Origin of the sequence: Pseudoalteromonas sp. UBA6610, from assembly GCF_002433295.1 — a bacterium.
GTDB classification, from domain to species: Bacteria; Pseudomonadota; Gammaproteobacteria; order Enterobacterales; family Alteromonadaceae; genus Pseudoalteromonas; species Pseudoalteromonas atlantica.
Genome location: NZ_DJHW01000122.1, coordinates 1 through 14782, shown reverse-complemented (window position 1 = coordinate 14782; position 14782 = coordinate 1). Strand labels below are relative to the sequence as shown.

The 14782-nt window shown below is 41.7% G+C and carries 13 protein-coding genes; 3 read left to right on the top strand and 10 right to left on the bottom strand.

Annotation, left to right across the window (positions count from 1 at the left end; all coding sequences use genetic code 11):
* Window positions 1–102 precede the first annotated feature (102 nt).
* The 6 genes from B4F91_RS16165 to xerD form a co-directional block, all read right to left on the bottom strand.
* Complete coding sequence (locus B4F91_RS16165; RefSeq protein WP_286939273.1) at window positions 103–285, bottom strand: hypothetical protein; 183 nt, start codon at window positions 283–285, stop codon at window positions 103–105.
* A gap of 396 nt (window positions 286–681) precedes the next feature.
* On the bottom strand, window positions 682–2217 hold the full coding sequence (gene lysS, locus B4F91_RS16160; RefSeq protein ID WP_286939271.1) for a lysine--tRNA ligase: 1536 nt from the start codon (window positions 2215–2217) through the stop codon (window positions 682–684).
* A gap of 26 nt (window positions 2218–2243) precedes the next feature.
* Window positions 2244–3342 (bottom strand): peptide chain release factor 2 gene (prfB, locus tag B4F91_RS16155; RefSeq protein ID WP_096041210.1). Its coding sequence is split into 2 segments (ribosomal slippage): window positions 2244–3266 and window positions 3268–3342, totalling 1098 coding nucleotides; the frame shifts between segments, so codons are not numbered across the junction.
* Between the two features lie 144 nt (window positions 3343–3486).
* On the bottom strand, window positions 3487–5208 hold the full coding sequence (recJ, locus tag B4F91_RS16150; protein ID WP_286939232.1) for a single-stranded-DNA-specific exonuclease RecJ: 1722 nt from the start codon (window positions 5206–5208) through the stop codon (window positions 3487–3489).
* Between the two features lie 293 nt (window positions 5209–5501).
* Entirely contained in the window at window positions 5502–6230 is a 729-nt protein-coding gene (gene dsbC / locus B4F91_RS16145; RefSeq protein WP_004588004.1) for a bifunctional protein-disulfide isomerase/oxidoreductase DsbC, read from the bottom strand.
* Window positions 6231–6290: 60 nt separating this feature from the next.
* A complete protein-coding gene (xerD, locus tag B4F91_RS16140) occupies window positions 6291–7217 on the bottom strand; it encodes a site-specific tyrosine recombinase XerD (RefSeq protein WP_054983744.1) in 927 nt (308 codons plus the stop codon).
* Window positions 7218–7323: 106 nt separating this feature from the next.
* Between xerD and fldB the strand changes: the two genes are divergently transcribed.
* Complete coding sequence (fldB, locus tag B4F91_RS16135; protein ID WP_004588002.1) at window positions 7324–7845, top strand: flavodoxin FldB; 522 nt, start codon at window positions 7324–7326, stop codon at window positions 7843–7845.
* A gap of 34 nt (window positions 7846–7879) precedes the next feature.
* Here fldB and B4F91_RS16130 read toward each other — a convergent pair whose 3' ends face one another.
* The gene (locus tag B4F91_RS16130) at window positions 7880–8827 is read right to left on the bottom strand and encodes a DMT family transporter (protein ID WP_288636027.1); all 948 of its coding nucleotides are present in this window, start codon (window positions 8825–8827) and stop codon (window positions 7880–7882) included.
* A gap of 192 nt (window positions 8828–9019) precedes the next feature.
* On the opposite strand from B4F91_RS16130, the gene B4F91_RS16125 reads away from it, so the two are divergent.
* Window positions 9020–9934: a LysR substrate-binding domain-containing protein gene (locus B4F91_RS16125; RefSeq protein ID WP_054983746.1), complete on the top strand. Its 915-nt coding sequence runs from the start codon at window positions 9020–9022 to the stop codon at window positions 9932–9934.
* Window positions 9935–9936: 2 nt separating this feature from the next.
* Here the strand turns inward: B4F91_RS16125 and B4F91_RS16120 are convergent, their stop codons facing one another.
* From B4F91_RS16120 to B4F91_RS16110, 3 genes are all read right to left on the bottom strand, one after another.
* Complete coding sequence (locus B4F91_RS16120; RefSeq protein ID WP_286937562.1) at window positions 9937–10383, bottom strand: DUF2147 domain-containing protein; 447 nt, start codon at window positions 10381–10383, stop codon at window positions 9937–9939.
* A gap of 178 nt (window positions 10384–10561) precedes the next feature.
* Entirely contained in the window at window positions 10562–12568 is a 2007-nt protein-coding gene (locus tag B4F91_RS16115) for an alpha-amylase (protein WP_286937561.1), read from the bottom strand.
* 155 nt (window positions 12569–12723) lie between these two features.
* Window positions 12724–13422: a tRNA1(Val) (adenine(37)-N6)-methyltransferase gene (locus tag B4F91_RS16110; protein ID WP_286937560.1), complete on the bottom strand. Its 699-nt coding sequence runs from the start codon at window positions 13420–13422 to the stop codon at window positions 12724–12726.
* 76 nt (window positions 13423–13498) lie between these two features.
* Here B4F91_RS16110 and srmB point away from each other — a divergent pair, with 76 nt between their 5' ends.
* Window positions 13499–14728: an ATP-dependent RNA helicase SrmB gene (srmB, locus tag B4F91_RS16105; protein WP_004587997.1), complete on the top strand. Its 1230-nt coding sequence runs from the start codon at window positions 13499–13501 to the stop codon at window positions 14726–14728.
* Window positions 14729–14782: the final 54 nt, after the last annotated feature.

The following is a 14782-nucleotide window of genomic DNA, read 5'->3' as shown; positions in this document are numbered from 1 at the left end:
TCAGAAAATATGTCAAACACTTTTATGCCAAAAATGACTATCTGGTTACAGAACGCACATAAGTCAGCTTTAATTGTATAATTGGTTTGAAAAGTAAACGATTTAAATGTTTTTGTCTTGTGGGTTAACGCCCATTAAAGGCACTAAATCATCTTTGAGCTGCGCTAAATATTGCTCTTGGTAACCTAATTGCTGAAACTCAGCAATACAGGCTCGGTAATAAGCTTGTCGCTTTTGCTCTTTGGTGTCAGTTTCTGGCGATTCTTCAACTCGGTTGTCTTTCATATTATATTCTAAGTCCATTTGAGAATTCATATTTAGAGTGCTATTTTTACCCAGCTCAAAATTTTGGCGTATTTTAGCTAAGTTTTTTACATAAATACAACATAATGTTTAAAAAACAGTCATGAAATTACGTTATAGCACTGTTATTAAGGTTATTTAAAACAAGGCTACATTAAATAACCCAATCTGAATTAACTATTAATAAGTACTAATAACTAGCTTTAAAATTTAGCTTAGTACTAATTAATTAAAAAGCGAACAATCTTATCCTCTCTTTCGTCTGTTTTTATAAAGCAATTTACTCTCCAACTTTTCCTGCATTGGCGCTTATTTTTGTACTCCCACAAAAACGCCGCTAAAATTTAGCGGCGTTTATCACATTTATTTTGTTTAAGCTTAGTCAGCTTGTGGGCGCATATGCGGGAACAAAATAACATCTTTAATGGTTGGTGAATCAGTAAATAACATTACTAAGCGGTCAATACCAATACCTTCACCGGCAGTAGGCGGTAAGCCGTACTCTAGTGCGCGTATGTAGTCTTCATCGTAATGCATTGCTTCATCATCGCCGGCGTCTTTTTCTTCAACTTGGCGAGTAAAGCGCTCTGCTTGATCTTGTGCATCGTTAAGCTCCGAGAAGCCATTTGCAAGCTCACGTCCGCCAACAAAAAACTCAAAGCGGTCGGTAACAAATGGGTTTTCGTCGTTACGGCGCGCAAGTGGCGATACTTCCCACGGGTAGCCTGTAATAAATGTAGGTTGGATAAGCATGTGCTCAGCCGTCTCTTCAAATATTTCACATAAAAACTTACCTGGGCCCCATACACAATTTTCAGGAATTTTAACGTGCACTTGTTTAGCGTACGCTTTTAATTCTTCAAAGTGGTTTTCTGGGTCATTAAATACCGCAGCATCAAACTCAGGGTTATATTTTAAGATAGCATCAGCCATGCTTAGGCGCTCAAACGGTTGGCCAAAGTCGTACTCTACTGAGTCGATAACTTCGCCGTTTTCATCTTGAGTTGTATTAACAACAATTGGGCTACCTAAAACGTTTGTTGCAACTGTACGTAGCATGTCTTCGGTAATGTTCATCAGATCGATGTAATCAGCGTAGGCTTGGTAAAATTCAATCATAGTGAATTCTGGGTTGTGGCGCGTTGATAACCCTTCGTTACGGAAGTTACGGTTAATTTCAAATACGCGGTCAAAACCACCTACTACTAAACGCTTAAGGTAAAGCTCAGGTGCTATACGTAAGTACATGTCTATATCAAGTGCGTTATGGTGAGTCACAAATGGACGCGCAGACGCACCGCCAGGAATAACCTGTAGCATTGGCGTTTCTACTTCCATAAAGTCGCGCTCTGCTAAAAAGCGACGAATACCTTCAACTACTTGTGAGCGAATGCGGAATGTTTCGCGCGTTGCTTCGTTAGTAATTAAATCAACATAACGTTGACGGTACTTGGTTTCTTGATCTGATAAACCATGAAACTTCTCTGGTAATGGGCGTAGTGACTTAGTAAGTAGTTCGTACTCGGTCATTTCTACGTATAAATCGCCTTTACCTGATTTATTAAGCGCACCTTTAACACCAATAATATCGCCAATATCTAGTTGGCCATATTTTGCTTTTAAGTCTTTTTGCACATCTTTAGATGCGTAAGCTTGTACACGGCCTTTCATGTCTTGAATGGCCATAAAAGGACCACGCTTAGCTAAAATACGGCCAGCAATTGATACAACGTGCTTAAGCTCTACTAATTCTTCTTTACTCTTATCACCAAACTCAGCCTGTAAATCAGCCGTGTAATGTTCACGACGGAACTGATTAGGATGACCGTTGGCTGGGCAATTTTCGCGAATAGCGTCTAATTTGCCGCGACGCTCAGCGATTAACTTATTTTCGTCTTGGATTTGATCAGTCATTTTTTAGCTCTTTTTTAGCTTGGTGGTTATAGGCCAGATTTTAGGCTAGCTTCAATAAATTTGTCTAGGTTGCCGTCAAGTACCGATTGCGTATTACGGTTTTCAACGCCAGTTCGTAAATCTTTAATACGTGCATCATCAAGTACGTAAGAACGAATTTGGCTTCCCCAGCCAATATCCGACTTTGCGTCTTCTTGCGATTGCTTTTCAGCATTTTGCTGCTGAAGTTCAAGCTCAAATAATTTTGCTTTTAACTGCTTCATTGCTTGGGCTTTATTTTTGTGTTGTGAACGCTCGTTTTGACACTGAACAACCGTGTTGGTAGGTACGTGAGTAATACGTACTGCCGATTCGGTGGTATTAACGTGCTGACCACCCGCGCCCGATGCACGGTAAACGTCTATACGTAAGTCAGCCGGATTAATATCAATTTCAATATTGTCATCTACTTCTGGGTAAACAAACGCAGAGGCAAACGAGGTATGACGACGACCACTTGAATCAAATGGGCTTTTACGTACTAAGCGGTGTACACCTGTTTCTGTGCGCAGCCAACCATATGCGTATTCGCCTACAAAGCGCACTGTTGCACCTTTAATACCGGCTACATCGCCATCGGTTGCTTCTACTAGCTCAACTTTAAAGCCTTTCGCTTCGCCCCAGCGTAAATACATGCGTAATAACATGTTACACCAGTCTTGTGCTTCAGTACCGCCAGACCCAGACTGTAAATCAAGGTAAGCATCGTTTGCATCGTGAGAGCCCGAAAACATACGGCGAAACTCTAAACCCTCAAGCTGTTTATTTAAGCCTTCAAGTTCAGTTTGCGCTTCAACAAACGTGTCTTCGTCTTCTGCTTCTACTGCAAGCTCTAATAAACCTTCTACGTCGTCAGCACCCGCTACCAAGTTGTCGATTGTTTCAACAACGGCTTCTAAGGCTGATTTTTCACGACCAAGTGCTTGTGCGCGCTCAGGTTCATTCCATACGGCTGAATCTTCAAGTTCGGCGTTTACTTCTTCTAGGCGCTCTTGTTTGTGAGCGTAGTCAAAGGTACCCCCGAAGCAGTTCAGTACGTTCGCGAATTTCCTTGATTTGATTAATCACAGGATTCACTTCAAACATGTACATTACTCCAAAATGGCTAGATTATTGCGCGCTAAAATTAGCACTAAACGCAATAAATTATCGTCAAATGATAAAAACGCCCGATTTTAACAAAAAACCGCGCGCTTTATTAGCCTTTTATGCATGCATTGTGCATATTTTTTAATGCACTTTTTCAAGCTCGCGAACAATTAATTGCAGGCTAAACTTACCTCTAAATTCGTTTATGTCGAGCTGATAAGCCACTTTGACATAACGGGCCTCGGTGTCGGGCCATGCTTTTACATCTATTCCAAATGCAATGGCGTCAACTAAGCGCCCAGATTGATGTTTAAGCACCAGCTTTAAGTGTTTTTCGCCTACTATACGCTGCTGGATAACTTCAAAGGTGTGCTCAAATACCGGCTCAGGAAATTGCTGCCCCCATGGGCCTGATTGCTTTAATAGCTGAGCAAAGTCCATTGTAAAGCACTCGTTTGGCAGCTCGCCATCGGTAAACACAATGCAGCGTTTACTTTCTTCGCTTAACTGCGCGCTTACAGCTGCATCAAACGCGTTTTTAAAGTCATTAAAATTTTGCTCATCAATACTTAGCCCTGCCGCCATGGCATGGCCGCCAAATTTATTAATTAAGTGCGGGTCGGCGGTATTTAGCCCTTCGAGTAAATCGCGCATGTGCAGCCCTTCAATAGAGCGGCACGAGCCTTTTATTTCACCGTTTTCGCCACCGGCAAAAATAACGGTTGGGCGGTGGTATTTTTCTTTTAAGCGACCCGCCAAAATACCAATAACACCTTGGTGCCAATCTTCTTGGTATAAACAAATGGCATCGGGAATGTTGTCGTCACTAAACGCGAGCCTATCAAGCACTGCTTGCGCCTCGGCTTGCATGCCCTGCTCTATTTCGCGCCGTGCATGGTTTAAGCTATCTAACTCGCTGGCAATACGCCTTGCTTGGTTTATATCGGTACTTAATAAGCACGCTATACCCAAACTCATGTCATCTAGTCGCCCTGCGGCGTTTAAACGCGGGGCCAACGAAAAACCAAAGTCACTGGCGCTTAAACGCGCTGCATTACGATTAGCCACTTCAATAAGCGCAGTAATACCTGGGCGTGTTTTACCGCTGCGTATACGCGCCAACCCTTGGTGTACAAAAGTGCGGTTATTTGCATCAAGCGCGACTACATCGGCCACGGTGCCTAGGGCAACTATATCAAGCAAGTCGGCTAAATTTGGCATAGCATGGCGTTCAAAATAACCTTGCTCTCGTAACGTGCTTCTAAGGGCTATAAGCAAGTAAAAGGCAACGCCGACACCCGCAATTGATTTTGAAGGAAAACGGCAATCATGACGGTTTGGGTTAACAATTGCATCGGCATTAGGGAGCTGCTCCCCTTGCAAGTGGTGATCAGTAACCAGTACTTTAATGCCCACTTTTTTTAGTATGTCTATGCCTGCAATACACGAAATACCGTTATCTACCGTAATAACCAGCTCTGGTTTTATATCAACAATTTGCTCAGCAAGCGCAGGGCTTAAACCATAGCCTAAGCTAAACCTGTCCGGTACAAGGTAGTCTAAGTTATTAAAGCCAAACATTGCCAAGCCTTGCATTAAGGTAGCTGTACTGGTTGCGCCATCGGCATCGAAGTCGCCAACAATTAAAATGCGGCTTTGCGCATTCAGCGCATCAATTAATAGCTCGGTGGCTTTGTCGATGTCTTTAAACAGTTTAAAGTCGATTAGCGTGGCTGCACTATTATTTAGCTCGTGTGCATTTTGCACGTTACGCGTGGCATAAATTTGCTTAATAACAGGGTGCAGATCGCTTGGCAGGTAAGAATCGTCTACATTTTCGCGCGCAATGATCAGTTTTTTCATGCTGGTTTTTAACTTATGGTGTTCATAATAAAAAGACAAAAAAAGGCCATAAAGGCCTTTTTAAACCAATTCGCTTAATTAAGTGATCTATTTTGAGGCTGAAAAAACGTGTTGATAGCTAGGCAAAAAATTCGCTATTTAGTTGTTCTCGGCAATAGCTCCTGCATTACTCTACCTTCTGCATCTATGCAGTCGTAAATAAGCATTTTTTAACGCCGGTAAAACACGTTTAGCCCCGCAAAATGATTAAGTATTATCGCGGATTGGTATTAAACAGGTACTCAGATTTTTAATTAACCTGCTTTGTTCGCCTCAAGCGCAGCACTTAATGCGGCGGCTGGCTGGTAGCCAGGGATCATTGTACCGTCTTCTAAAATAATGGCTGGCGTACCGCTAATACCAAAGCTTTGGCCTAGCTGGTAATGCTCAGCTACTGGTGCGCTACAACCGGCAACTACTTTAGTGTCTTCGCCTGATTTAGCTTCTGTTAGTGCTTCTTGCTGGTCGCGTGCACACCATACATTCATTAAATCGGCGTAGCCCGAACCTTGCAATCCACCACGCGGAAATGCTAAATAACGAACAGTAATGCCTGCATCAAGCAAGTCGTCTAGTTCGCGGTGTAATTTACGACAATAGCCACAGCTAATATCGGTAAATACCGTAATTTGGTGTTTTTCGTTAGGTGCTTTATAAACAATCATTGAATCTTGGTATTCTTTAATACCTTCAACACGGACACCATTTAACGCTTGCTCGGTTAAGTTGCTGCGGTTGTTTAAATCAATTAGCGTGCCTTGCATTAAAAACTGGCCGTCTGGGCTGGCGTAAAGTACACCTTTATTTGTAATAAGCTCTTTTAAACCGGCAACGGGGCTTGGGTTTATTTGCTTAACTGTTACACCTAACGTGGCAAATTTAGTAACAATAGGATCATTAGCATCTGGCGTTGTGGCTACGCCATTTGCAAATGCACTAATACTTGTGCACAACATTGCACCTGCTAACATTAATTTTTTCATAATTTTCTCTATCTAATAATACGTACTAAATTGACCGCTAAGCTGATATTAAATTTCATATTACGCGCGCGGGTGATGCTCTGAGTGTACCGATTTTAATCGCTCATTGGCAACATGGGTATAAATTTGTGTAGTCGATAAGTCGCTGTGCCCTAACATCATCTGCACCACTCTTAAGTCGGCACCATGATTAAGTAAATGTGTTGCAAAGGCATGGCGCAACGTATGCGGCGATAAATCAGACTCAATAGACGCCAAAATAGCATAGTGTTTAATACGATGCCAAAAGGTTTGTCGGGTCATTCCTACACCGCGTTTTGAAGGAAACACAAAATCGGTGGCGTGTTTTATCATTTGTGCACGCCCCCCTTTTAAAAACTGCTCAAGCCAGTACATGGCTTCTTCACCTAAAGGTACTAAGCGCTCTTTGTTGCCCTTACCTTTTACAAACACAACCGACTGGCGCAAGTTAATTTGCTCCATACGCAGCCCTACAAGCTCGGTTACACGCAAGCCCGTAGCATAAAGTAGCTCTAGCATGGCTTTATCGCGCAGCCCCATTGGCTCTTCAATATTGGGCGCACTTAATAATGCCTCTACTTCGGCTTCTGAGAGCGTTTTAGGTAACGATTGACCCGCTTTTGGTTGCGCAATGTTTTCAAGCGGTGAGCTTGCGATATGTTTTTCACGTACAAAATACTGATAAAACCGCTTTAAAGCACTTATGCTGCGTGCCGTGCTACGTGGTTTTAACCCTAAATCTACGCGATACGCTAGGTAGCTTTCTATATCTAAGCTGGTTACCGTCATTAAGCTTTCGCCTTTTAAAAACTGACAAAACTTATCTAGGTCACTGCGATACGCGCTAAGGGTGTTTTCGCTTACACCTTGCTCTAAGTACAAGCTATCTAAAAAGGTTTCTAAAAAGTCGCTGTTGCTGTTTAGCTCGGTATTTGGTTCAGGTAAATCGTCAGGTAGCGTTGTCACGTTGTGATCTCATGTTGGTAATACCCACGGTAGAAGGTATCAATTAAAAATACCTTACGGTAAACTGCGCCCTATCATAACAGGCAATTACACAGTGATAAATACGATGCAGATTGGTTTATTTTTTGGCTCTACTACATGCTACACAGAGATGGCAGCAGAAAAAATTCGCGACCTTATTGGCGCCGATGTAGTGACCTTACACAATATTAAAGACGAACCACTTAAAAATGCAGAGCAGTACGACTTTATCATCTTTGGTATTTCAACATGGGATTTTGGAGAAATACAAGAAGACTGGGAGTCTAAGTGGGACGACATTAAAGATGTAAACCTAAATGGTAAAACCATTGCTTTATTTGGCATGGGCGACCAACAAGGTTACGGACAATGGTTTCAAGACGCCCTTGGTATGCTTCACGATGAAATAAATACCCAGTCGTTTACGCAACTTGGTTTTTGGCCAAACGATGAAAACTACGAGTTTGAAGCGTCAAAAGCACTTACCCCCGATGGCAAACACTTTGTTGGCCTAGCGCTTGATGAAGACAGCCAATACGAGCTAAGTGATGAGCGCATAGCCAGCTGGGTTGAACAAATAATGACAGAGTATAGCGAAACGCTATAACGAGTTTGGCCTAAACCATGTTTAGGCCAATACATTACAAATAACTAAGTTTTTTAGCGCACTTTTTTTCACGTATTTTTGCTTGCCTTTGCAATAGCCAATTAGGCGCAAAGGTATTAATAATACATGCCAGTACAATAAGCGCTGAGCCTATTACTTGCGATAAACTTAATGTTGTATCGTAAAAAATTAGCTGAAATAACAACGCAAATAATAAGTTAGAATAAATAAGCGGTGCTAGCTGCGAGTTAGAACTAGCTAATCGGTACGCCTTTCCTCTAAAAAACTGCGTTGCAGCGGTCGAAAACCCAATTAATGCCACCATCAGTAATAAACTGTAATTGCTTATATCGATTGCAAAACCTTGGTAAAAGCGCTCACCTTCGCTGGTAAACATTAATACTGGCACCATAAAAATGGCAGCCAGTGTAAAACTCCAACCGTTAATAACCATCATCGGAAGCTTAATTTTACTGGCTCGAAACAAGGTGATTTGCGAGCAGGCATTAAAAATCCCAGCCCCTAAGCCAATTAATAAGCTCCAGCGCCATTGTATGCCGTCGCTATGAATATTTTGAATAATCACACCCGCAAACATCAGCGCCATTGTAGGTAACAATAACCAATTTAATTTAGTTTTAAAAAGCCCCCGTTCTATTAGCGGTATAAATAACGGCCCAGTGCTAAATAAAATAACCGCTTCCACCAGCGTTAAAGTATTTAGCGCCACTAAAAAGCAGTTTTGGCACAGCACTATAAAAATTGCGCGAATAGCAAAGGTTCGCCATGTTGATTTATTAGGTAGCTGCCATTTAATACCTGCCGCCAATGCCAGCATAATAATCGCGGGTAAGAACACCCGTAAAAAAACCACTTCGCTGGTGCTAAAGTAATCGGTAAGTAACTTGGCTATAAAGCTATTTAACGCCAAGGTAAATGTAGAGAGCAGCATAAACATACAAGCACGAGAATTTAACGTCACCGCAGTTATCCTTTGAATAAAAAATGAATGTAAAAAGCAAAATTAAAGGCTTAATTTTTTTAATCTATTTATTATTTTTCAAAAAATTGGCATTGGCTTTTATGGCGCTAATTTTACGTGTACTTTATAAATTTAAAAGCGAATAATATTAAACTAACCTGTAAGTAAAACTTAACTGTTAATAAGTAACCTATGATTAAATCAGCGCCGTTAAAATCTCTCTATACGTTTATAGCTGTTGCCGAAACTGGCAGCATGGTGCTCGCGGCTGAGCAGCTAAGTATTAGTCACTCGGCGGTAAGTCAGTCTATTAAAGCTTTAGAGTTACAACTTAATACACCGCTTTTTAATCGCATTGGTCGCCGCGTTGAGCTCAATCCTGTGGGTGAGCGCTATTACAAACGCATAGCCCCGGCCATGGCTGAAATTTTAGCAGCCAGCCAAGAGGCAAGTAACACAGCGAATGAGCCAACTTATTTAACACTCAATATGGTTAACTCACTAGCTCTGCACTGGTGGATCCCTAGGGTGGCTGATTTTCAGCGCATTTCGCCAAACAGCGACATTCGTATTTCTAACTTGGTGGGTGAATTTGATTTAGAGCGCGAAGGGATTGATGCAGCGATTATTCATGGCCAGCCCGATAAGTGGCAAAAATATCACTGTGAAAAACTAGCCGACGATCAGTTAATTTTAGTCTGTAACCCACAGCTTTTAGTTGGCTTAAATAAAGATGAGTTAACCGCGCAAAATTTGCTGCAGCGTTTTAAAGCAATCTACGTTACCAACCCACGTAGGCAAAACGATTGGCAAACGTGGTGCGAGGCTAATAATTTAGCGCAGCCTAAGCAGCATAATAACTTAACCTTTAATATTTCAGTGCAAGCAACGCAAGCCGCGATGCGCCAGCTTGGCGTTTTGGTCACCCACAAACAATTTGTACGCGACGATATAAAGCACGGCATGCTCACGCAAATTGGCCAAAGCATTGTAAATCCGCATCAGCAGTTTTATTTTGCAACGAGCCACGCCATGCTTAATCACCCACAGGTAAGCGCATTACGAGCATGGCTTAAACGCGAGTTTTTAAAAACAGCAAACGAGTAGTGCTACTCCACACGTTGCCAATATTGGTTACGGTAAAAAAAGCCTATATAGCCACGTACTTCCAATGTTTTACCGTCGTTTTGTGGTGTTAGTTGCACGGTATAGGTTTTACCATTTGTAGGGTCAAGTATTTCACCATCGCCCCACACGCCATCATCTTCTGGTTTTACATCAGTGATTATGGTCATCCCTAAAATAGGCTGATTTTTTAATGCCCCATCACACTCTTTACAAATACCGGTTTGTTTAGCTGGGTCTAAAATAGTCTCAACTTTACCACTGAGCACCTTATCATTTTGAGTAATGCGTACGTACGATTTAGCCTCGTTGGTGTCTTCATCTATGGTTTTCCAAAGCCCAACAGGAGTCATGTTTGCAAGCGCACCTTGGCTTACAAATAAAGCCGCAGCGAGTATAGTTAGTAACGGTAGTTTGTTTAACTTTTTCATTGTGTTGCCTAAATTAAAAATGGCGAATAAAACGATAATACCAGCTGATTTATAAACGCACTATGAAATTAAACTGCTATTTAGGTACATATAAAAGTAAAAAACCAAGTGCGCGTTAACCCACTTGGTTTTTAAATTGGCTGATAGTTTTTTAACGTACGCGTTTTAAAGTACGTATTTAAAAGTCACGTACCTCTACATTTGAGCTGTTAAATTCAAACATATTAATTTTTCCACACTGTGCCATATGGTTAGTACTTGTATAGGGGGTATTTGCTTGGCTTATATCGCCTTCCCACTCTTGGCCATTTTTTATAAATGCTTTTAATTCAAACCATCCGTTAACAGCTTTACTGCAATCCATATCAACATCAAGCATCCAATAGTGTTCGCCCCATATATTAAGGGGTGTAACACCAAAGCCATCTACTGTTACCGATTTTTGGGCGCCATATTCACTTGGCCAAACATTTGTAGTCCAATCCATGGCAGTACCTTGCGCTTCACTGCTTTGGCCTTGTTCAATTCCATACCAATCTAGGTAGTTATCGTTTGCTTTCCAAGGTGTTGTGGTGTTGTTTTTTAGATTGTTATGGCGAATTGGCATAGCACATTCAACATTTGTTGTTTGGCAGTTTCTAGCAAGGTTTGTATTTGCATAGGTGTGGTCTATACCACCGCGTACAAACATGTCTTGTCCGCTTTGTGTTTGAGCATTAATAAAAATAACGGTTCTTTGCCAGTCGCTATTATTAGGCACTGTTCCTTGAGTTAATTTAGCATTTTTATGAATTGCTATTGCATCCCATGGCGCTACATTTAAATTGATGGTGCCGTTGCTATTAACTGTTATTACTTCACCACTACAACTAGTAGCATTACCCAAAAGCTCGCCTTTTAACACATTACAGTACTGTCCAGGCGCCATATCTGTTTGAATTGTTGTATTAAGCGTTGAGTCTTCTTTATTAATTGCCATATGACCTGAGCTACCACGTCCAAATGCAATCTGGTTATGGGTGTTATCCCACCAATTTGTTACTACCCAATTGTCGGCTGTGTTATTTCTAAAATCGACACCACCCGCAATATAAGACCAGCGATGCTCGCACTTCCAGTTACTTGCAAAACATTCTAAATTACCATTATTGTGCACCGGTACACTTGGCCCACCCGCATCTGTATCGCCGTGAAAATCATAACTCGACATTACTTTTGGATACCCATACGGGTATGCCAACATAAATACGTTGGCTAGGTCGTATAAACGGCCATCTTCAAAGGTAATTACATTACCCGCACCACCATGGCCGCGCTGATTGTCGTGGTTATCTACAAATACTACAGCTGATGAACTTGGCATAAAGCCCCAGCCTTCACCAAAATTACTTAACCATGCAAGCGAGCCATTTCTAAAGGTATTACCAAGCTGCGTACTGTATTTAAACTCGGTAACTAGCCCTGTACTTAAATACTCTGAGGCTGCAACCGCTTCAGTTCCTTGATCTATCACCTCATGAAACACCACTGGCGAGCCATTTATTTTTGCCATTAAACTTTGAATATCACTTGCAGCAACATGCTTAGCAGCATCAAACCTAAAACCTTTAACACCCATAGCTTGAAGGTCATTAATATATGCCGCTAAGGTATTTTGCACATAATTTGAAGAAGTGTTTAAATCGGCCAGCCCTACTAGCTCACAGTTTTGCACGCGATAACGGTTATTACCGTAATCTTCTGGGTTAATAGAGCAACTTTCGTGAAAATCTTGTGGGCTATAAATAGGGTATTGTTTATTACCAAAAGTGTTACCAGCAGTGCCCGTACCACTGCCGGCTGCCATATGGTTTATTAATGTATCAACATATATATCGACGCCTGCGGTGTTACAGCGATTAACCATATCTATAAATTGCGAACGGTTACCGCCGCGGCTTTGTAGTTGGTAGCTCACCGGTTGATAGCGAGTCCACCATTGGCTACCTGTAATATGCTCGTTAGGCGGAGACACCTGTACAGCAGCGTACCCTTTTGGTCCTAAAAACTGCTCACATTCTTGGGCTACATCTTGCCAATTCCATTCAAATAAATGCACAAATGTTGTAGGTGCAGCCGATACTAAACTTGGTAAGGTTAAACCTAAGCTAAAACCTGCTGTGGTGATCATTTTACTGAGTTTCATAGTGTGTGTTTCCAGTGTTGGGCGAGTTAAACAACATACTCGACGTTATTTACAAGTGGTTAACACTAGTTTGAGAGTTGCTCAAATAAAAACTGAATACGTATGCATAATGGGTAAACTATCCTTTATTACTAGATAATTACCTGCCTAAAAAATTACATTTTCAAGTAAAACGCTTTACATAACGCAATATAATCATCGCTGTAGCGGTTGTTGTCATTTTTTATGCATAGGGAGGTAAGCTCAGGCAAAGTGTTTACTAAGCTAAAGCGCATTAAACTGCGGCTAAATGCTTTACTTGGTGTGGTTTTTATTTGGCAATGCGCGTTTAAATAAAGCCCGCTTTGTTTTGCCAAGTCAATGAATAAGCCCGCCTCTGTGGTGGGTAAAATTACGTTAAAGCACGAATGCTCATGACTTAAACGCATATAGGCATGTATTAGTTCGTCAAAACTTAAACCATCGGTATGGCGTGCGGTGTTACGGGCATCGCTTAGCCCTTTTAAACTACGGTTAAAATAAGGGGGGTTAGAAATCACAACATCAAATGGCGCCGCCTGTTTAAACGCTTGTATAGTGGTGTGCTTTACTGTGATATTTGGCCACGGGCTAGAGGCTATATTTTGCTGCGCTTGCTTGTAAGCAGCTTCATCAATTTCAACAGCGGTTATGCTAAGTGCTGGTTGGCGCTGCTTACACATAAGCGCAAGTAAACCGGTACCTGTGCCTATATCGAGTAATGTGTTGGCGCCTTTTAAATACGCCCATGCGCCAAGTAAAATGCCGTCGGTTGAGACCTTCATAGCACAGCTATCGTGCTCAACCTTAAATTGTTTAAACGTAAACCCTGACATTTTTTCACCTTTTCATTCACCAACTGGCGTATAGCGCGTATAATTGCAGGTAATTGTCCCTTATTTTAGACACTCTATGCAATTTTCTGAATTTGATCTTGATACTAAACTACTCAACGCCATTGATAAAATGGGCTACGAGACACCAACCAGCATTCAACAACAAGCTATTCCTGAAGCGCTGCAAGGTCGCGATATTTTAGCATCAGCACCTACTGGCACAGGTAAAACGGCGGCATTTTTAATTCCGGCTATTCAATACTTAATGGATTTTCCGCGTCGCGACCCAGGTTTTGCACGTGTGTTAATAATGACCCCAACCCGTGAACTGGCTTATCAAATTCATGAGCAATGTGAACTGCTTGCTAAAGGCACTCACCTTAAAATTGGTGTAGTAACAGGTGGTATAAACTACGGCACCCATAAAGAAATTTTTGAAAACAATAATGATATTTTAATCGCCACACCAGGACGTTTAATGGAATATCTTGAAACCGAAAATTTCCATGCTGAAAACGTAGAAATGCTTATTCTTGATGAAGCCGACCGCATGTTAGACATGGGCTTTAGAAAAGAAATGCTGCGCATATGTGACGAAGCTAAAAACCGTCGTCAGTGCTTTTTATTCTCTGCGACGTTAGAAGGCGATAGCGTTGAGTTATTTGCAGAGCGTATTTTGAACGACCCTGCTTTACTTGAAGCCGAATCGTCACGCAAAGAAAAAGCAAAAATTCATCAATGGGTTCACCTTGCTGATGATTACCACCACAAGCTTGAGCTGTTGGTTAATACCCTAAACGGCCCAGATGTAAGTAAAGCCATTGTATTTGTAAAAACCCGTGAGCGCCTAGAAACGCTAATTGGTGAGCTAACTAACAATGGCGTAAAAGCCGCGTGGCTGCGTGGCGAAATGCCGCAAGATAAGCGCATGAAAGCGATGGAAAATTTCCACAGTGGCAAAACGCGCATATTAATAGCAACCGATGTTGCGGCTCGCGGTATTGATGTTTCTGACATTAGCCACGTAATTAACTTTGATATGCCGCGCACTGCCGATGTCTATGTACACCGTATAGGCCGTACTGGCCGTGCAGGTAAAAAAGGGATTGCTATATCATTAGTTGAAGCACACGACATTGGCATTTTATACAAGGTTGAGCGATACACAGAGCAAAAGCTTAAGCGCCGTATAATTAAAGGGCTTGAACCACAGCATAAAGAAGCCAAGCCACCCGCTAAAAAGCGTAAAGACCCTGTAAAAATGAAAGCTAAGAAAAAAGCCAAAGCTAAAATTAAAAAGAAATAGCACACCATAAATAAACAAGCCGGCAGTTGCCTAATGCCAGTCAGTTAAGCTGAC

Coding starts and splice junctions, on each gene's coding strand:
- dsbC (WP_004588004.1), bottom strand. CDS start 6,230: ATGAAAAAATTAATGTTAGCAGGTGCAATGTTGTGCACAAGTATTAGT.
- lysS (WP_286939271.1), bottom strand. CDS start 2,217: ATGACTGATCAAATCCAAGACGAAAATAAGTTAATCGCTGAGCGTCGC.
- B4F91_RS16110 (WP_286937560.1), bottom strand. CDS start 13,422: ATGTCAGGGTTTACGTTTAAACAATTTAAGGTTGAGCACGATAGCTGT.
- B4F91_RS16125 (WP_054983746.1), top strand. CDS start 9,020: ATGATTAAATCAGCGCCGTTAAAATCTCTCTATACGTTTATAGCTGTT.
- B4F91_RS16115 (WP_286937561.1), bottom strand. CDS start 12,568: ATGAAACTCAGTAAAATGATCACCACAGCAGGTTTTAGCTTAGGTTTA.
- fldB (WP_004588002.1), top strand. CDS start 7,324: ATGCAGATTGGTTTATTTTTTGGCTCTACTACATGCTACACAGAGATG.
- B4F91_RS16120 (WP_286937562.1), bottom strand. CDS start 10,383: ATGAAAAAGTTAAACAAACTACCGTTACTAACTATACTCGCTGCGGCT.
- srmB (WP_004587997.1), top strand. CDS start 13,499: ATGCAATTTTCTGAATTTGATCTTGATACTAAACTACTCAACGCCATT.
- B4F91_RS16165 (WP_286939273.1), bottom strand. CDS start 285: ATGAAAGACAACCGAGTTGAAGAATCGCCAGAAACTGACACCAAAGAG.
- recJ (WP_286939232.1), bottom strand. CDS start 5,208: ATGAAAAAACTGATCATTGCGCGCGAAAATGTAGACGATTCTTACCTG.